Below are 21,095 nucleotides of genomic sequence, written 5' to 3'. Positions count from 1 at the left end.
TATTTTATGTTAAGTTTGTTTTAAGTTTATGATCAATCAGAGACAATACTTAACACAGATAAATATGTCAGAGATCGGATGGAAACTATTTTCGGAGATAATAAATCACAGACTTCATTTTTCTTTTTTTACATTTGCTGAAATTAAAATTGTACAGATCAAATGACCATCATCATTACAGGAACCTCATCAGGAATCGGATTTGCATTAGCCGAATATTTTGGTAAAAAAGGGCACAAAGTATACGGATTAAGCCGGAAATATACGGAGAGTCAGTATTTCAAATCGATCCCTGCTGATGTTACCGACAACACTGCTGTTCAGAATGCTATTGCCGAGGTTTTACAATCAGAAAGCAGAATTGATGTCCTGATCAACAATGCCGGAATGGGAATGGTAGGAGCTGTAGAAGATTCTACAAAGGAAGACATCCTGAAATTGTTCAGCCTGAATCTGGCAGGTGCCGTTCAGATGATGAGTGCCGTGCTTCCGAATATGCGTGAAAATAAATTTGGAAAGATCATTAATGTTTCCAGTATCGGGAGTGAAATGGGCCTTCCTTTCCGTGGATTCTATTCTGCTTCAAAATCTGCCCTGGACAAGGTGACTGAAGCGATGAGGTATGAAGTGTATCCATGGAATATTGACGTTTGCTCGCTGCATTTAGGAGATATTAAAACCAATATTGCAGAAAACAGGGTGATCACTCAGGTTTCTCAGCCCTATAAAAAGGTCTTTGATAAAGTATATGCCCTGATGAACGCTCACGTAGATGAGGGGACAGAGCCCTTGGAAGTGGCAGAATATATTGAAAAGCTGCTGGGGAAAAATAAATGGAAAGCCCATTATTATTTTGGTAAATTCGGGCAGAAGATCGGAGTTCCGTTGAAATGGATTCTTCCGCAGGGCGTTTATGAGAATTTAATGAAGAAATATAATAAACTGGATAAAAATTAGTTGATTGATAGGACGCATTGTCATCCTGAACAAAATGAAATGCTGTGAAGATCTTTTTGTATTTTTATAAAAATTCTTCATCCGCTTCTGAAAGTGTTCGTAAGCATTGATGTATATTGACAAATTGAAATTACTTTTAAAAATATTTTTTGTGCTGTTCTGCGTTTTTACCCAAGCGCAGAAAAAGCAGTATTGGCTGATAGATACCGAGACCAAGGTTAAAAAAAAGGTAAAAGATTCAGTATCTGCGGTAAAGTTTCTGGATTCACTGGCTCAGAATAATTATTTTTTCACACAACTGAAAGAGGTCAAAGTAAAAGGGGACAGCACAGAAATTTTTTATGATAAAGGGAAGAATTTCAACGAAACCTATGTTGATCTTTCAGATTCAATTGCCCTGAAATTAAAAATAAGGAAAGATTTTTTCACTAAAAATTTAGATTCTACCAAGAAAAGCATTAACAAAAGCTATATTGACGACGGGTATTCTTTCAGCAGAATCAAATCCAAATACAAGTGTCAGAAGAACGGATTTCCCATCTTAGAGCTGGATATCAATAAAAACGATAAAAGAACTATTGACGGTTTTGTGGTCAAAGGATATGAAAAAGTTCCCAAAAGATTCATCAAAAACCTGGAAAAGGAATTTAAAGGAAAAAATTATGATGAGAAGAACCTTCTGGCCATCAACAAAAACTTTCAGAGTCATCCTTTCCTGACACTGGAACGGCAACCGCAGACCCTCTTCACCAAAGATTCCACGAATATATACCTGTTTCTGGAAAAGAAAAAGACCAATACTTTTGATGGGGTCATAGGTTTTGGAAATGATAAGACGGACAAATTCACCTTAAACGGAACCATGAATGTGAATTTCAGGAATATGTTCAATGGTTTTGAAACTATTAATCTTTACTGGCAGAGAAACCCTGACAAAGGGCAGAATTTCGATCTTCAGGTGGATATTCCCTATCTTTTCAAATCGAATGTAGGGATGAATGCCAAAGTGAATATCTACAGACAGGATTCAACATTCGCCAATGTAAAATTCCTTCCCGCCTTTTATTATCACATCAATAACCGCAACAAAATCGGGCTAAGGGGAACTTTAGAAACCTCAACCATTATTGATTCATTATATGTTCAGGGGAAGGATTATAATAAAAGAGGGATAGGGATCTGGTATGAAATGACAGAACCTACCGATATTGACCTTTTTCTTTACAAAACAAGGATCAATGCCGGATATGATTTCCTGACAACCACTTATTCCAAAGACAATACCAAAGCCACGCAGAACCAGTTTTATTTCTTCGGTGAACACAATTATAATATTTCCGGTAACCATTTCCTGAACATCAAGGCCGAAGGTGCGATGATGGATTCTAAAGTAGAGTTTTCTGCCAATGAATTATACCGTTTCGGAGGTTGGAATTCTATGCGGGGATTCAATGAGAACTCTCTCGCCGCCGATTATTATTATTACGGAAGTTTAGAATACCGGTACCTCATAGGCAATCAGGCATTTTTTGATGTCTTCGGACAATATGGGCAGCTCAACAACAAATCGCTCAAAGTAAAACCCAAACTCTACAGTGTGGGCCTCGGTTTCAATTTCTTTATCCCGATCGGGCTGATGAGCTTCCAGCTGTCGAATGGTAATGAGTTTGGAAATCCTTTTAAATTCAATGATATTAAAATCCACTGGGGAATCCTGAGCAGGTTTTAAAGAAGGAAGATCAATATTAATTCCCAGCTTTTACTTAAATACAAATGGGCGAAAACCACAATAATTTCCTGCCTTCTGCCTTATATTAATAATTATAATAATAAAACAAAAATCCCTATACAAAAACTATTCTTCATTTTACCGTTTCATTAATTATTTCCGTTAAAAAATATTAAAATCGTATTTTTATTTTAATATCACATTAAACTTTACGTAATAGTGCCCGGCTAAATTTGCATTCAAAAAAAATGAAGAAAGCTTTAGCTACGTTTGCAGTTTTTTTACTTCCATTATATATTACTGCTCAGGAGGTTGCTATCTCCGGAAATGTAAAATCTGAAAGCGGAATGAGCGTTCCCGGAGTAAATATTACGGACAAAAACACTGGAAAGACTGCTACAACAGATGAAAATGGTAATTTTACCATTACAGCCAATCCGAAAGACATTCTTGAATTCTTTGCTCCTGATTTTTCTGTATATACTGTTGAGGTTTCTTCAAAAAGGCAGTATTCCGTTGTTTTAACAAAGCCCAATGAAAAGCAGATCGAGGGAGTGGTCATTACCGCACTGGGCATTGCCAAAAAGAAAGAAAAGATAGGATATGCCACTCAGGAAGTAGGCACAAAGCAGTTCGAAACAATCACTACACCAAGTATCGGTAATTTGTTTTCAGGACAGGTAGCCGGTCTGAATGTTTCCAATCCTACAGGGATGCAGCAGGCACCTCAGTTTACGTTAAGAGGAAACTCCAATCTGGTTTTTGTTATTGACGGAGTGATTGTAGACAAGGAGGTTTTTCAGAATTTAGATCCTAATAATATTGAAAATATCAACGTACTGAAGGGAGCTACCGCTTCTGCATTATACGGATCAAGAGGCCGTTACGGAGCCGTTCTGATCACTACAAAAAGTGCAAAAAAGAAAGGTTTTTCTGTAGAGTTTTCTCAAAACACCATGATTACGGGAGGCTTTACCAATCTCCCGAAAACCCAGACAGAATACGGAAACGGTTCCCACGGAAAATATGAATTCTGGGACGGAGCCGATGGCGGGGTGAATGACGGAGATATGATCTGGGGGCCCAAATTTGTTCCGGGGCTTCAGATTGCTCAATGGAACAGCCCGATCAGGGATAAAGTTACCGGACAGGTTATTCCATGGTATGGAGCCGTGACAGATACTCAGTACAATGATAAATCAAGGTACGAAAGGGTTCCTATTGACTGGACTTACCATGATAATTTAAAAACATTTTTAAAGCCTGCAGTGATCAACAATAACAACTTTGCGATCAGCTACAGATATAATAAGGATACTTACAGACTTTCAGGAAACTTCATGAACTATGATGACAGGGTTCCTAATTCTTACCTTCAGAAGTACGGCATCAACTTCGCCTCTGAAAATCATCTCGGAGAGAAATTGATCTTTGATACGAAATTCAATTACAACCAGGCTTTCACACCGAATATTCCCAACTATGATTATAATCCGAGCGGACATATGTACACGATCCTGATCTGGATGGGAGGGGATGTAGACGGAAGAGCACTGAAAAACCATATGTGGGTTCCCGGAAAAGAAGGAAGGTCTCAGGCCAACTGGAACTATGCCTGGTACAATAACCCATGGTTCGGAGCTGAATATTATAAAAACCAGAACAGGACCAACATTATCAATGCTCAGACCGGATTAGAATATAAAGCTACAAAAGATTTCTCCGTAAAAGGTAAAATATCAATTGTTGAAAACCACATCAAAAGAGAAACCTTGAGCCCGTACTCTTATTTCAACTACAGTGCTCCGAGAAGCGGGGGCTATATTCTGAAAGATAATAAAACCTGGAACCTTAACTACGATGTACTGGCAACCTATAAGAAGAAAATATCTGAGAATTTCGATATTGCCATCAATGCCGGAGGTTCAACCTTTTATTATAAAAACAATATCAATGAAACGTCCACAGACGGGTTGAAAATTCCGGAAGTGTATACATTTGAAAACTCAATCGGCGCTTTAAAAAAATATACTTACCTGAAAGAAAAGTTGATTTACAGTGCCTATTCAACGATTGACATCGGCTTGTACAATGCCTTTTTCATCAATATTTCCGGACGTAACGACTGGTCTTCCACACTTCCTAAAGCCAACAGATCTTATTTTTATCCTTCAGCATCGGTGAGTGCCGTGATTTCCAACCTGGTCAAACTGCCGGAGTCTGTTAACCTTTTAAAAGTTTCTGCTTCATGGGCGAAAGTGGCTTATGATTTCCAGCCTTATTCCATCAGAAATTATTACCTGAATAATAAAGGAATCACTTTCAACGGTAACCCTACATTTTACTACCCTACCATTCTGAATGTTGAAAATTCTCTGAAACCAGAGCAGACAAAATCTTATGAACTGGGCCTAAGTGCAGGATTTCTCAATAACAGAATTACTTTAGATGCCACTTATTTCAGAACCCTGGATTATAATAATATCCTGGAGTTCCCAAGTGCAGAATCTTCAGGTTTTACCTCACAATATGTAAACGGTAACGAATACACGACAAAAGGATTTGAAATCTCTCTTGGTTTAGTTCCTGTAAAAACGGCTGACTTTACCTGGAAAGCGTTGATCAACTGGAGTACATATGAGCAAAAGCTGACTTCCATCTATAATAATATGCCGAATTACAAGAATATCAAACTGGGTGAAAGAATGGACAGCTATTATGACTACACATGGCAGAAGTCTCCGGACGGCAAAGTGATTCTGGATGCGAAATCAGGAATGCCGACTAGAGCAAATACACCAAGCAATCTGGGACATTTCAACCCGGACTGGACTTTCGGTTTCAACAACACTTTCAAATATAAAAAGCTGTCTCTGAATATCGGAATTGATGGAAGCATCGGCGGTATCATGAGATCTCAGGTCGTAGAAAAAATGTGGTGGGGAGGAAAACATCCTAATTCTGTAGCCTACAGGGATCTTGAATATGCAACTCCGGGAACTTACTATTTTGTACCGGATGGAGTTAATTACAATCCTTCTACAGGTCTTTATACACCGCATACCAAAGCCATAAGCTTCCAGGACTGGGCGCAAAACTACCCGTATCAGGCAAGGGTAACACAGGACGAAAGTGAAGAATTTGCCAATGTATTCGACAGGACTTTTATCAAACTAAGGTCTGTAACATTAGAATATGATTTCTCTTCATTACTGAATCCTAAAGGAATGGTAAAAGGCTTCACAGCTAATATTTCTGCCTATAACCTGGCCATGTGGAAAAAATCGAAAAACCTTTATTCGGATCCGGATTTCCAGATCAGGTCAGGAAGAACGGATGATATCACGAATGACATACAGGATCCATCAAGCAGATGGTTTGGGATAGGGTTTAATCTTAAGTTTTAATTAAAAGCACTTCAATACAATGAAAAATACTATATACACAAAAGGAATCAATCGCAGAACGGCAAAAGCATTCATAAGAACGGTAATTGCCGCCGGGTTTCTGTCATTGGCATCCTGTGAGTCTAATCTTGATAAGATCAATGAAAACCCTAATGACCAGGCAAGCATTGATCCCAAATATCTTTTGACTTATGCATCAAAAGAAACCTTCCAGGTGAATGGTGATAATATGTATGCATCAAGAATGATAATCGGTACCGATGGAGAAAATACCTATCAGTACATGAAGTGGAATGATACTTCTTTTGAGGTCTACACAAAAGCGATTCTGAATACGGTAAAAATGATGCAGGAAGCTGAAAAGATCAATAATAAAAATTATGTTGCGATTGGTAAATTTTTAAGGGCTTATCATTTCTTCAATATCAGTTTGAAAGTGGGAAGTGCTCCTTATTCAGAAGCCGTAAAAGGTGAATCCGGGATTACCCAGCCTAAATATGACAGCCAGGAAACCATCATGGCCGGAATTTTATCTGAGCTGAAAGAAGCCAATGATCTGATCAATACCAATGATAAAATTGAAGGAGACATTATCTTCAAAGGAGATGCTTCGAAATGGAAAAAGCTGATCAATTCCTTCCGCCTGAAAATCTTAATCACCCTTTCTAAAAAAACTACGGTAGGAAGCTATACTGTTGCTGCGGAATTTGCATCTATTGCAGGAAGTCAGCCTCTGATGACCTCCATTGCCGATAACGGAGAGCTGAAGTTTGCAGATGCTGCAGACAGCAGATATTCTATGTTTAACAACAGCGGATACGGATCAAGTTTATATATGGCTGATTACTTCATCAACCTGTTTAAAGACAGACAGGATCCCCGCTTATTTACTTTTGCTGCCCAAACTACCGGTGCGAAGGAAGCAGGAAAGCCTATTACAGATTTTTCAGGATACAATGGCGGAAACCCTACTTCCCCATATTCTGATAATGCCGCTCTGATTACGGCAAAAAATATTTCCAAAGTCAACGACCGTTTCTATAAAGATCCTACCAATGAGCCTTCTTCTGTATTAAGTTATTCAGAGCTTGAGTTTATTCTTGCTGAAGCAGCCGCCAGAGGATGGATTTCCGGATCTGCCAAAACACATTACGATAGTGCTATCAAAGCCAGTTTCAGTTTTTACCAGACCTATGTGAAAAATCCGGGACAGTATTTTACTGGTTTTGATGTGAACCAGTATCTGACAACTCCTTTAGTGGTTTATAATGATGCGGCTCCATTGCAGACCCAGCTGGAACAGATCATGACTCAAAAGTATATGACCATGTTCCATCAGGCACAATGGACTTCTTATCAGGATTATTTAAGAACCGGATATCCGAATTACCCATTAAAAGCCGGAGTTCCTGCTCCGTTCAGGTTCAGATATCCGCAATCGGAATACAGCTACAACAGCAATAATTTAAAAGCTGCCCTTGCTGCCCAATACGGAGGAAATGACAATATCAATTCCAAACCGTGGTGGTTACAATAGAAAAACTGATTATTTTTTATATAAACAAAGAAATCGCAGGAAAATCCTATTAACTTGCGGTTTCTTTCTTATTACGACTGAACATGAACAGAAGAGAATTTTTAGAAAAATCAAGCATTTTATTGGCAGGATTGGGAACTTCAAGTGTTCTTCACCCTTCTATTTTAAAAGCATTGGCTATTGAACCGGCTGCCCGGTCTACTTTTTATGATGCAGAACATGTGGTCATTCTTATGCAGGAAAACCGCTCATTTGATCATGCTTTCGGGGCCCTTAAAGGAGTCCGTGGTTTTTTAGATAAGAGAGCTTTTATAAAACCGGATGGGCATTCCGTTTTTTTTCAGAAGGATAATACCGGGAAATATGCCGCTCCTGCCCGTCTGGATCTGAGAAATACCAAGTCTACGTGGATGAGCTCCCTTCCCCATTCATGGGAAAACCAGCAAAACGCTCTGAATAAGGGAAAATATGATCAATGGCTTCAGGCAAAAGCTTCCGGAAATAAAGAGTATAAAAATATTCCGCTTACATTGGGATATTATAACCGTGAAGATCTTCCTTTTTACTATCAGCTGGCAGATGCCTTTACCATATTCGACCAGTACTTCTGCTCTTCACTTACGGGAACTACTCCCAACCGTTTATTCCTTTGGTCCGGAACTTTGAGAGCACAACAAAACGGAAAAGTGAAAGCTAACGTTGTCAACGAAAATATTGATTATGATAAGGCCAGACAGGCGAAATGGAAAAGCTTCCCGGAAATTTTAGAAGAGCAGAATGTTTCATGGCGAATTTATCAGAATGACATCAGCCTTCCTAAAGGAATGTCCGGAGAACAGGAAGCCTGGCTGAGTAATTTTACAGATAACCCGATTGAATGGTTTTCCAGGTTCAATGTTAAATTCTCTAAAGGATATCATCAGAATATCCCTAACCTCATTGAAAGACTGAAAAAGGAAATTGAAAAAAATCCTAAGCAGAAGGAAAGACTGGAAGCCATGATTGCAGAGCTGAAAGATGATGAGGTAAAATACCATCCGGATAATTATTCAAAACTTTCGAAGGAAGAGAAAAATCTTCATGAAAAAGCATTTACTACTAATTCCGGTGATCCGGATTACTGGAACCTTGAAACCGGAAAGGATGAAAACGGGGAAAGACTGGTAGTTCCTAAAGGAGACGTGCTGTTTCAGTTCCGTAAAGATGTGGAAGAAAAAAAGCTGCCATTGGTTTCATGGCTTGTCGCTCCCGAACATTTTTCGGATCATCCGGGATCTCCATGGTATGGAGCTTGGTATATTTCAGAGGTTTTAAATATCCTGACCAAAGATCCGGAAACCTGGAAGAAAACAATTTTTATCATCAACTATGATGAAAATGACGGTTATTTTGATCATGTACTCCCTTTCGCTCCCCCTTTAAATCCGGGCCAGCCTGTAGACATGAACGGAAAAGAGGGTGTGGAATATGTTGACCGTTCCCAGGAATACATGTCTGATCCTTCTCTGAAAGATTATGAAAAAACTGAAGGTACGGTAGGTCTTGGCTACAGGGTTCCTATGATCATCGCTTCTCCATGGACGAAAGGAGGGTTTGTGAACTCTGAGGTATCAGATCACACTTCTGTGCTTCAGTTTCTGGAAAAGTTTATTATGAAAAAGTTCAGCAAGGATGTACATGTTGACAATATCAGCGATTGGAGAAGGGCTATCTGCGGAGATCTGACTTCAGCATTCAACAGTCCGAGTGTGAAAGCCCCACAGATGGACTATCTGAACCAGAAGGATTACGCCAGAACCATCAATGCAGCCAGAAACAAACCTGTACCGGATCTGAAATGGTATTCAGAAAACGAGCTTAAAGACAATTTACTTGAGATCCAGGAAAGAGGCATGAAACCTTCTCATGCGCTTCCTTACAATTTTCATGTCAATCTGGAAGGGAAAAGTATAAAGATGACTAATTTAAAAGAGAACGGTGTTCCTCTACTGGTTTACGACAGAACACAGTTCGACACGAATAATTATCATTTCTCTTATGCTTTGTATTCAAAACAGGAACTGTCTCATGCCGTACATTCCGGGGTTTATGATTATGAAGTTTTCGGACCAAACGGATTCTTCCGAAAGTTTAAAGGCAGCTCTGATCCGGATCTAGAAATCCTTCTGATCAATACTGTTTCAAAAAATCAGGTAGAGCTGATCATCAGAAACAATAAGAAGAAAAACATTTCTGTAGTACTGGAAGACCTTTACGGTAAAACAAAAACAACAATATCTGTACAAAATTCTGAGAAAAAAACAGCTTTTGACCTGGATAAAAACAAAGGCTGGTACGATTTTAACATTACTGCGGGCGACCATCAGTGGCACTTTGCGGGGAGAATAGAAACCGGTAAAATTTCCGTCTCGGATCCGCACTGGGCATAGAAAAACCAATCAATAACTCAAAAAAAATCCTGCACCCATTTGTGCAGGATTTTTTCATATAACTCACTATATGATTATCAAATATATCGTATTATGTAAATCAAATCATCACAAATATTAAAATTATACTATATTTTTTTTACAATATTCTTAATTTTATTATATTCACTTAACTAATTATCAGCATCATGAAAAAACTAAAATTAACGATTGCCTTGTCTTTATTGGCAGCTGGAATATCCGGAAATCTAAGTGCTCAGGATACGAATACAGATAACCATACGATCACTATTTCTATACCTAAAGTTGCTTTGGTAGACATTGAACCTTCGGCTACAAAGAATCTTACCCTTGGATTTACGGCGCCTTCAGAAGCAGGAAACCCTGTTGTTGCAAGTCCGGCCAATAATAGTTTATGGCTTAACTATTCATCAATCAAATCCGGTTCTGATACCCGGAATGTAACGGTAAAACTAAACGCCCTTATACCCGGAATTGACATTAATGTAACAGCGGCTGCAGCTACAGGAGCCGGGGCAGGAACATTAGGTACACCGGCAGGGTTGCTTACTTTAAGTGCCGCAGATCAGACTATTATTTCCGGTATAGGAAGTGCTTATACAGGCAATGGAGCCAACAATGGGCACAATCTTACATACGCCCTGGCAGCAGGAAGCGGTCCCGGGGGAGTTGCCAATTATGCAGATCTACAGGTTACAGCAACCACAACGGCTACAGTAACTTATACCATATCAGATAACTAGAATTAATACAATTCTATTCTGCATTTCAAAAACAAGAAGAAATTGGTAAGCAGTTTCTTCCTGCTTTTGTATTATTAATAATTTAAAGCTAAATTTTATATGATGATAAAGCGTATTCTTCTTTTGACCGCCTTTATGTTGCAGTTTGGATTTTTGCATGCCGGTATTGTGGTTCTCAACGGGCTTACGCATTCCTATAAAATAGAAAACGGAAAAGTTTACAAGGGAAAAGTAGTCATTGAAAATACAGCCAATGCTCCCCAGAGTGTAAAATTATTTTTACAGGACTTTAATTACCATGCTGACGGGACCATCAATTATACAGCATTACAGACCAATCAACGCACCAATGGAAACTGGATTAAACTAAATACAAATCTTGTCACCCTGAAGGCCAGAGAAAAAACGGAGGTATTGTATGAAATCACAGTCCCTGATGAGGTAACAGCTCCCGGCAGCTACTGGAGTGTGATCATCGTGGAACCTGTAGATGATATAAAACCAAGTGATGATAAACCAGGGGTAAATATTACTTCTGTGATACGCTATGCGATTCAGGTCATTACAGACATTGAAACGGAAAAAGCAAAACCGGAACTTAAATTCGAAAGTGTAAAAGTAGAAAAGGAAGAAGGGAAAAAAACTGTAAAAATTGCCATTGCCAATCATGGAAATCTTTATTGTAAACCAACGGCCTCCATTGAAATCTACAACCGTAAAACAGGAGAAAAAATAGGGGCTTACTCCAGTTTAACCATGGGACTGCTGCCTTCTACTTCCAAAATTTTCCCTATTGATATCAGTAAACTACCTCCGGATAAATATACCGCTACGATAATAGCCACAGATGAAGAAGACAATGCCTTTGCCCTCAATGTGGAACTAGAAGTAAAAAATGATTAAAACCTGGACATTATTTATTATCCTGTTAGTATTCCCGGTATCTGCTTTTTCTCAACAGCAGTCAGAACGATTGATCAGTAAAAAAGATAGCTTAATGCCTGGGATGTCTACTTCTGTTCCTTTTACATTAGAAAATAACTCGGGGGAAAGCAAAAACTACGATATTTCAGTTACAACCTCAAGTCCTCATATCACTCCTATTTTAGCAAAAGGAAAATTCCAGATTCCGCCTTATGAATCTTCTGTATATCCGGTTCCCTTACGTATTGCAGCGGAAACAGCTCAGGGAGACTATTCAGTAACGTTGAATATTACAGATCTCAATACCGGAATTGCTTTTTCTAAAAAAGTATCGGTAACAGTCTCCGGAAACAGAAAATTCTCATTGACAGTATTGGATTCTCCTGAATTTACAAGAGCCGGAGAAACCATCCGGTCTTCGTTTCTTTTAAAAAATAACGGCAACGTAACAGAAACTCTTATTCTGGAAAGTAAGTCTGCGATCATTGATCACGATGCATCCATTACTTTGGGACCAAACGAATCCAAAGTCATTACAATACACAAAATAACGAATGCTGAGCTTAAGCAGAACGAATTTCAAAACCTGAACCTTTCGGTATATTCAAAAGATAATCCCAAAGAAAATCAGAATCTCTATGTAAGCACCCAGGTGATATCGGTAAAACCTGCCAACAACGATATTTATCACAGGTTACCCATTGCAGCTTCATTATCTTTCATTGGAATGAAAAATATGGGGGTTTATAATGATGGCTTTCAGGGGGAACTCTATGGTAAAGGGACATTGGATCAGGAGAATAAAAATCAGATCGAGTTCCATGCAGTTACCCGTAATCCTATAGAATTCAACACGTTTACCCAATACGAAGAGTATTTCATCAATTATAAAAGGGAGCGCTTTTATATTCATCTTGGAGATAAAACCTATTCTTCTTCTTATTTAACTGAGTTTGCGAGATATGGCCGGGGGGCAGAAATCCGGTATGATTTCAATAAAGTGAGTCTGGGTGGCTTTTATAACCATCCCAGATTTTTCCGTGATATTAAAGATGAATTGAATTTCTACTCAACCTTCAAGATCCGTAAAGAATCAGAAATTTCTGTCGGATATCTGTACAAAACCCCGAGAAAGGTAGACATGTATTATGGTGATGCGAGATTAGACTCTGATGCCCACCTTCCTTATACCAAGGGAAAATTCAAGATCTCAAAAAATATTAATCTCTCCGGGGAATTTGCTTACAGCACTACCAAAGCTACCGATGGAACAGCATATATGCTTCAGTCTGATGTCAATTTAGAAAGGCTCAGCGGAAGTTTGATGTATATGAAAGCAAGCCCTATGTTTGCCGGCTATTTTACCAATACCCATACGTTTAACGGAAATATTCAGTACAGGCTATCAAAGAAAATCAGTGTAATGGCGACCTATACCCAGGATGCCAAAAATTTTGAAAGAGATACTCTGTTGTTAGCAGCACCTTACAGGCAATACTTACAATATGGGGTACAGTATAAGTATCTGCCGAATGGATTTGTCATGTTAAATAATGGCTATCAGAAGTATCAGGATCGTCTGGAGCCCAGACAATTTGATTATTACGAACGGTTTTTCAGAATGAGCCTGAATCAGAAAATCGGAATATTCCAGATCAATCTTGAGGGACAAATTGGAAAGACAGACAATTATCTGACGGGATTCAGCGGCAATTCCAGCTTCTATTCTGCCAATCTTTCATTTGAAAAATTCAAAACATCCTTTAATGTATTCGGAAGTTTTGCTATCACCTCCCGGTACCAGCTGCAAAATCAAAAACAATTTTATTACGGAGTCAGGATTTTCAGCAGGTTTTCTGATAAGACGAGCTTAAATATTTTTTATCAGAATAATTATATTCCTGAGGAGTATTTTAAAGACAGAAACCTGTTTGAGCTGTTGTTTCACCAACAGTTATTTCCGGGAAATGAGCTGGACCTCTCAGGCAGATATTCATTGCAACGGGGTGAGATAGGCAATAAAGATTTTATATTTTCAATGCGGTATACCTGGCGCCCTGATATTCCGGTACAGAAAGTGGCCGAATACGTTTCCTTATCCGGAAATATCCATCATCTTGGGATCAAAAGAACAGAGGGAGTAAGGCTGATGCTTGGAAGCTATTTATCCGTGACAGACAAAGAGGGTAATTACACATTTAAAAATGTGACTCCGGGAAATTATTTTCTGGAAATAGACCGTTCAACAACAGAAATCAATGATATTCCGACTTCAGCTTTTCCCGTAGCTTTAGTGCTCACTGATAAAGAAAACATCTATAATTTCGGATTAACCGCCGCTGCAAATGTACAGGGGCATATCCGGATGATAGAAACGGAAACGGAACCACAAACCCTTCAAAAGGGTAAAAATAAAAAAGAAAGTATCATTCTGGAAGCTGTCAGCAATGAGCAGACTTATCGTAAGATCTGTTTCATCGGGGAAGATTTTGATTTTACGTATCTGCGCCCCGGAGACTGGACCGTGAAAGTCTACCGGAATGGTCTTGATAAGCGGTATAAGATTTCAACGGATAAGTTTGAGTTTACCCTGAAGCCTGCAGAGACCAAAAAATTAAGTATTCAGATCGTCAAACAGAAATTAGAAATCAAATATCAGCAAGAATCCCTGAAAGTAGGATATAATGAAATAAAAGGCAAGAAATGATTCTCACACGTTCCATATTATTAACAGCATCATTGATGATGTGCAGTATATTGTACTCCCAGTCCACCGTTAGCTTCACGCTACCTGTTGTAACTTTAATGGATATAGAGCCCGCAGGAAATATTTCATTAAACTTTACCGCTCCTACTGAGGCAGGAAATCCTCTCGGTAACCCGGCTCCCAATACTTCAAAATGGATCAATTATACTTCCGCAATTACCGCCGGAGGGCTTCCACGAAAAATCACAGCTGCTATTCTTAATTCGGGCATCCCCGGAGTAAATATCAGGCTTCAGGCAGCAGCAGCTTCCGGCGCAGGAGGAGGTACATTAGGAACACCTTCGGCACAGGTTACCCTTACTACCACCCCTGTTACAATCATAAGCGGAATCGGAGGAGCATATACGGGCAATGGAGCTAATAACGGGCACCGCCTCACAATTTCCCTGGTTCCGGGCACTTATGCCAACTTATTAGCCCAGACCAATACAACGGTTACAATAGTCTATACCATCACAGAATAAAACTGAAACATGAAAATGAACAGCCGCTTTCCCGGAAAAAATTACTTAAAAAGATATCTATTTATGATGCTTTTAATCATAAGCTGCGGCCTTAAAGCACAGCTGGTAACGGTCTCCGGAGATTGGGCAGCCAGCATACCTGCGATCACCGAAGCCGGCAGTAATTATGCAGGAACTTATAGCAATGCTTCCATCCCGACAACAACGATAACATTATCCACCACATTATCCGGGAATTTCCTCAATGTTCTTGCAGGAAAAGGAGCAAAGATGACCATGCGTTATACTTCCAATGCCTGGAACAGTTCTTTAGGGCTTTCTGCAAAGAGAACAGGTACAACAACAGGTACAATTTCAGGACTGTGCGTTCTCTGTACAGCTACCATCAGTGGAGGAGACAGCTTCATTCCTATACAATCCGCTTCAGATACTACTTTTTTCAATTTAAATTTTGCAGGTGTTTTAGGAGTAAGCAATACTGCAAATTTCTCGGATATTAACCTGATCTTACAGTTATCCGGTGTTTCTGTTACCATTCCGGCCGCCCCCTACAGTGCCCGGATCATTTTCACCGTGGTCGCCAACTGATCGTATTGACAGCAGATGATTGATTTAAAGTTCTTCAAGCAAATATCAAAAATAAATCCTCTTCAAAATTTGAAAAGGATCTATTTATACTTAAGATTTAATGTTTCGCCCACCAAAGAGGGGTTAATACTGCATCAGCACCACCCAACAGCTGAACGGCCTGGTCATAGCCGGTCTGATCTGTATTTCTGAAAATGCTTGGATATCTTAATCTCTGAGGGAAGTTCTGGACAGAATTGGTCATATAATTTCCTGAATTCAGATTAGGTAGATTCACCAATGGTGTTTCTATTGCAGGATTTTCCATAAAAGGCAGTCCCAATCTTCTGTGATCACTCCAGGATTCTAGAGGTAACCATGGCATATTGGCCAGATACTTTTGGGTAATGATCTTCGTTAATTTATCATTCTTCACGGATCCGTTCCTATAAATAGTATTCACCGGATATTTAATATCAACCGAAACCAGATTTCCTGAATCAGGGTCTTTATATTTCATAACATGGCTTGTCCCAGGTTCTGCCGTATGAGAATAAGAAACAGATGTTCCGTCCCTGTTATAATCTGTTGAAGCAATATACTGCCCATAAAACTGAGGTACTCCATTGTATGCAAAACTATCCTGTATTCCTTTGTTATAAGCAGCTTCATCACTCATGGGAACAGACCATCCTTTCAGCGCAGCTTCAGCCATCAGGAAATAGGTTTCCCAGCTTGCGAAGAAAATTCTGGAATTGGTTCCCTCCCTGTATTGTTTTCCTAAAGCAGGCATACAGCCGATCACCGTTCTCAGTCCGTTTCTTTGTCCTTTTACTCCCCAGTTTCCTATTGTGGTCGCATTCCAGGTATTTACTGTATTGATGGTAATTTTAGACCCATTGGCAAAGGTAAGATCACCCTTATTAGTAGAAGCCTGATTGTTGTAGGTTGGATAAAGAGAGTAAATAGGATTTATAAAATCCCCTGGAATATAAAATGTTTTATAGGCCCTTGGGTCTATTTTGTTAGGTAAACCATCTAACCAATATCCTGCACTTGGGTCATTGGTCATTGTGGAGAACTGTTCATCATATTTTATTCCAATATAATCTGAAGTCTTCACTGCTGTATGCTGTGCTGCCGGTAATTGTTCCGTAGAATTTATTCCTCCCAGGCCTATATACATATTATTAAGTGTTGCAGACAGGATCTGGGAATTCCATTCTCTGGACATTACTCCTGACAAAGGATTCCAACCTTTATCTTCTTTAACTTTAAAATTATCATCACTTGTACTAATCAGCATATTGGAATTGGCCGCCTCTTCAAACTCTGATTTTGCCTTTGCCGGATCCACTTCTGAAATTCTCATCGCAATTCTCATTCGCATGGAGTTAGCATACTTTACCCATTGCCCCCACTTAAAGCCATAAGCCATATCAACTGCATTAGGGTTTGAAGGAACTGGCTGGCTGATATCCATTTTAGCAGCAGCATCTTTCAGCTCACTCAAAATAAAATAATACACTTCTTTTTCTGAATTAAACCCCGGATTAACGCCTTTAAATGCCTGAATAGGCTGTGGACCAAAATTATCAGAAAACTCACTCATCAAATAAGCTCTCCAGATTCTGGCTGTCTGGATGAGATTGTCATAATGGGGCTTACCCTGACCTATAGCTTTCTTCTCATTGGCGATTTCAATAGTAGCATTGGCATTATTCAACCATTCGGAAATTCCTTTCCAATACTCTACAGTCCAGGAATCGTCATAGGAGCCACCTGCAATTCCTGTTGACAGATGTTGTCTTGCTGCAGTCTTCCAATAAAGAACAAAAGTACGTTCCGCAATATTGGGGTCCTGCTGTGCTCCCAGAATAGAATTATTTAAAAAATATTCAGGTTCAGCTTTATTAATATCTACTGAAAACGGATCATTATTAATGTCTTCAAAATCATTACAAGATGTACTAAATGCCGCCAGTGCAATGAGAGATAAAATATATTTTTTCATGATGTTATTATTAAGGTTAAAATCCTAATGTAATGGAAAATAAATACGATCTTGTGGTAGGAAATGAAAGGTTTTCAAACCCTACAGCATTGGAATTGATAGCAAATACAGACTCAGGATCTATTCCTTTGGCTTTGCTGTAGATCATCCATACATTGTTTGCTGTAAAAGAAATCTTAGCACTTTGTAATGCTAATTTTTCAAAAATACTTTTCGGAAAATTATAAGACAGTTGAATATTTCTCAGCCTGATATTGGTAGCATCATAGATATTCTGTTCTGTAATACCTAAGTTCCCTGCCGTTACAGCTGCCCAATAATCCTGTTGTGTGATTTCTTTTGTATTGACAGTATAGGCTCCATTCTGCTGCACTACTGCATCGAGAACAAAATTATCTCTTCTTCCGCCAGGAGCTGTATCTGCTGCCAGCCCTGCTTTCTGTAATGCTGATTGCGTTGATGAATAAAACTTCCCACCGATTCTTCCGTCAATAAGGAAAGAAATTCCAAAATTCTTATATACAAAGCTATTGGTGAATCCAAATAAAGCCCTTGGCGTCTGATCTCCTAAATAATACTGTTCAGCAGTAGCCTGAGGCAAGCCATTCTGTCCTACAATAAGTTTTCCGTAGTGCGGACTGTTAGGATCTTCCACTCTTAAAAATTTTGTTCCGTAAATAGATCCGTAAGGCATCCCCACTTCTGCAAAGAAGCCGACATTATCAAACCCTCCTAAAGGGTATTTTAAAACTTCTCCGTCAATTCTGTCAATTACACTTTTTAATTTAGAGAAATTGGCATTCACATTCCATGTAAAATTTTCTTTTTTAACAATATCAGTATTGACAACTACTTCAATTCCACTGTTACTAAGTCCTCCTGAGCTTATTTTTCTATATTCATACCCGGAAAGCGGATTCATAGGTAAATCTATTAATTGATCTGTTGCTGTATTTTTGAAATAACTTACATCCAGAGAAACCCTGTTAAAAAATTTAAGATCTGCCCCTACTTCAAAAGTTTTAAGTTTCTCCGCATGCAGATTCGAATTATAAAGGATTTTCTTCCTGCCAAGAATAGCACCACCATTTGGATCTGCACCCAGTTTATAAGTATTGTACAGTTCATACGGATTCAAGGAATTTCCGGTTATTGCATAAGCAGCACGAAGCTTGGCAAAAGTTAATATTTTCGAAGTATTTCCATTCAGTTTATTCAGCATTTCCGTTAAAACCAAAGAGGTACTGACTGAAGGGTAAAAATAAGATCTGTTTTCAATAGCCAGTGTAGAAGACCAGTCATTTCTTGCAGTCGCATTAATGAACCAATAGCCATCGTAATTAATCTCAGCAGAAGCAAACACTGAATTGATCTTCTTCCAGAAATCGATCTCATTATTTGCAATACCTGCAATATCGCTGGTATTATTCACACTGAAGACATTCGGAACGATCAGGTTTTGGGTACTGAAATAAAGAGCTTTGGTTCTGGTTTCCATCATTTGACCATAAACAGAAACTGAGCCGCCCCATTTTCCCAATAAATTATCTTTTTTAGCAGTAAGACTTGCAATATAGTTATTCTCATAAAACTTTTCCTCACTGGTTGCATATGCATTTCTACGGGAAGACCCTGTCCATACTCTTGCATCTGCATTCAGTGCATAAAAATCTGTTCCCAGTCTGACATCTCCGCTCAACCAATCATTGAATTGATATTTAAGATATCCGTTTAATAAGAAACGGTCTTTTTTATCAGCATTAAGACCATTATAAGCTGACCAGTAAGGATTAATCCCGTTAGGAGTTATCCAACGCGACTGCACATTATTCTGCATCTGTCCTTGTTGGTAATCTCTTATATCAATATTTTGAGGCATGAGAAGAATATTAGGATAGTAATTACCGTCTCCTTTACCTCCCGAAGGTCTGTTTTTGGCCTTTGTGCTTATATATTGAGCTTTGACTTCAGAGGTCCATCTTTTATTGGCTCCAAAATTAGAGTTCATCTTGGCCATAAAATTAAATCGCTCAAATTTAGAGTTTGGAATCTGGCTGTTATCATTTAAATAGTTGGCTGAAGTGTACAGGCTGGTACCTTCTCCCAAATTTTCCTGAAAACTTAAAGTATGTTGTGAGTTAATTCCTGTTTTAAAGAAATTTTTCAGATTATCATACCGCTTCATATCAGATCCCTCAAAAGCAGGTCCCCAGGAAGTTGTATTATCGCTATTTGCAGGGTTGACGGTACCATTTAATCCTAATCCGAAACTATCCTGCATATCAGGTTTCATAAAAATAGTTTCGAAGCCTAAACTTGTAGAGTAGGTAATTCCTAATCCTCCTTTTCTTTTTCCGGTCTTGGTAGTAATTAAAATAACTCCGTTTCCTCCTCTTGATCCGTATAAAGCGGAAGCAGCTCCACCTTTAAGTACTGAAATACTTTCTATATCCTCTGCATTAATATCTGCCAATCCATTTCCCATATCTAAGTCAGGGTTCCAGAAATCATTATTATAATATCCGTCATTTTGTTTCGCTTTTGACCCTGCACTGTTACTCAAAGGCACTCCATCTACTACAATAAGAGGTTGATTATCCCCTTTAAGCGAATTAAACCCTCTAAGATTTATCTTAGATGAAGAAGCCGGTCCAAAACCTCCCTTTACCACCTGAAGTCCGGCTACCTTGCCCGCCAAAGCATTTGTTACATTCGTTTCTTTTGCATCTACCAATGTTTGGCCTTTCACATCCTGGAAAGAGTATCCCAATGTCTTCTTCTCCTTTTTAGCACCATAAGCTGTTACTACAATCTCATCAATTTTTGCGGCCTTCGTAGAATCTGTATTTTGTCCATACAAACCATTCAAGCCTACAAATAAAGATGGGAGAAGCCCAATCTTAATTATTAATTTATTCATATATATTCAATGATTTAACGCAAATATAATATTTTAACAGTATTTAATATCATATTGACAACAAATAAAGAATATAATACAGATACCATTGATATAATGACAGTTAACTTAACAGATAATAAATAAATTAAATGTGATGATGAGAAAAATAAAGATTTTTAAATGCAAAAACTGATATCACATAACCCATATTCTGTAATCAGTGGTAAAATTATAAATGATATCAGAAGATGAAAGTAATCTAAATATCATTCACTATCCCTTTTATCATTGGCGTACGCATATCCACTCACTTTTCATTTGACCAGGCTATCACCACACCTTTTGTCATCCCATAGAAGACATTTTATCTGTTAAAAACCTGTGTTATCTGTAGTAGATTATAAAAAACAGCATATCATTCTGGAAAATGAGAATATAACAGATAAGAACAAGAACAGAATCTAAATCTGGATAAAAGAAAGTAAGGGATAGCAATATAAGTAACCACACCTCATTCAATAGGGACGGGCTTTAGCCCGTTCTCATCCAAAAGAATAAATTCCATAGGCTTTAGCCAAAACCTGGATCTATACCTGTTGTAAAGTAAATGGCGAAAGATTCTCTGAGGATACAT

Annotated in this window: 12 protein-coding genes; 10 read left to right on the top strand and 2 right to left on the bottom strand. The window is 38.6% G+C overall.

Going from position 1 to position 21,095, the window contains the following annotated elements; translation table 11 throughout:
* Positions 1–162: 162 nt before the first annotated feature.
* From ACTJJF_RS07435 to ACTJJF_RS07390, 10 genes are all read left to right on the top strand, one after another.
* Positions 163–957, top strand: coding sequence for an SDR family oxidoreductase (locus ACTJJF_RS07435; protein WP_440699243.1), 795 nt, complete (start codon positions 163–165; stop codon positions 955–957).
* A 151-nt stretch (positions 958–1,108) separates the two neighbouring features.
* Positions 1,109–2,686, top strand: a complete 1,578-nt coding sequence (locus ACTJJF_RS07430) for an autotransporter assembly complex protein TamA (RefSeq protein WP_440699242.1) — start codon at positions 1,109–1,111, stop codon at positions 2,684–2,686.
* Between the two features lie 248 nt (positions 2,687–2,934).
* The gene (locus ACTJJF_RS07425; protein WP_440699241.1) at positions 2,935–6,093 is read left to right on the top strand and encodes a SusC/RagA family TonB-linked outer membrane protein; all 3,159 of its coding nucleotides are present in this window, start codon (positions 2,935–2,937) and stop codon (positions 6,091–6,093) included.
* A 19-nt stretch (positions 6,094–6,112) separates the two neighbouring features.
* A complete protein-coding gene (locus tag ACTJJF_RS07420) occupies positions 6,113–7,630 on the top strand; it encodes a SusD/RagB family nutrient-binding outer membrane lipoprotein (protein ID WP_440699240.1) in 1,518 nt (505 codons plus the stop codon).
* An 83-nt stretch (positions 7,631–7,713) separates the two neighbouring features.
* On the top strand, positions 7,714–10,059 hold the full coding sequence (locus ACTJJF_RS07415; RefSeq protein ID WP_440699239.1) for a phosphocholine-specific phospholipase C: 2,346 nt from the start codon (positions 7,714–7,716) through the stop codon (positions 10,057–10,059).
* Between the two features lie 188 nt (positions 10,060–10,247).
* Positions 10,248–10,823: a hypothetical protein gene (locus ACTJJF_RS07410; protein WP_440699238.1), complete on the top strand. Its 576-nt coding sequence runs from the start codon at positions 10,248–10,250 to the stop codon at positions 10,821–10,823.
* A 99-nt stretch (positions 10,824–10,922) separates the two neighbouring features.
* Entirely contained in the window at positions 10,923–11,726 is an 804-nt protein-coding gene (locus ACTJJF_RS07405) for a WxL protein host-binding domain-containing protein (RefSeq protein WP_312306188.1), read from the top strand.
* The gene (locus ACTJJF_RS07400; protein ID WP_440699237.1) at positions 11,719–14,454 is read left to right on the top strand and encodes a COG1470 family protein; all 2,736 of its coding nucleotides are present in this window, start codon (positions 11,719–11,721) and stop codon (positions 14,452–14,454) included. The genes ACTJJF_RS07405 and ACTJJF_RS07400 overlap by 8 nt, the downstream gene beginning before the upstream one ends.
* Positions 14,451–14,978 (top strand): hypothetical protein, encoded by a 528-nt coding sequence (locus tag ACTJJF_RS07395; protein WP_312306191.1) that lies wholly within the window; start codon positions 14,451–14,453, stop codon positions 14,976–14,978. The genes ACTJJF_RS07400 and ACTJJF_RS07395 overlap by 4 nt, the downstream gene beginning before the upstream one ends.
* 63 nt (positions 14,979–15,041) lie before the next feature.
* On the top strand, positions 15,042–15,566 hold the full coding sequence (locus ACTJJF_RS07390; protein WP_440699236.1) for a hypothetical protein: 525 nt from the start codon (positions 15,042–15,044) through the stop codon (positions 15,564–15,566).
* A gap of 97 nt (positions 15,567–15,663) precedes the next feature.
* On the opposite strand, the gene ACTJJF_RS07385 is transcribed toward ACTJJF_RS07390, so the two are convergent.
* Both ACTJJF_RS07385 and ACTJJF_RS07380 read right to left on the bottom strand, forming a co-directional pair.
* Positions 15,664–17,559, bottom strand: coding sequence for a SusD/RagB family nutrient-binding outer membrane lipoprotein (locus ACTJJF_RS07385; protein ID WP_312306194.1), 1,896 nt, complete (start codon positions 17,557–17,559; stop codon positions 15,664–15,666).
* Positions 17,560–17,575: 16 nt separating this feature from the next.
* The gene (locus ACTJJF_RS07380; protein ID WP_440699235.1) at positions 17,576–20,479 is read right to left on the bottom strand and encodes a SusC/RagA family TonB-linked outer membrane protein; all 2,904 of its coding nucleotides are present in this window, start codon (positions 20,477–20,479) and stop codon (positions 17,576–17,578) included.
* Between the last annotated feature and the right edge of the window lie 616 nt (positions 20,480–21,095).

It is taken from the genome of Chryseobacterium sp. 22458 (assembly GCF_052044975.1).
GTDB lineage: Bacteria > Bacteroidota > Bacteroidia > Flavobacteriales > Weeksellaceae > Chryseobacterium.
Note: the sequence above shows the minus strand (reverse complement) of the source record. Positions and strands in the feature narration are given on the sequence as shown.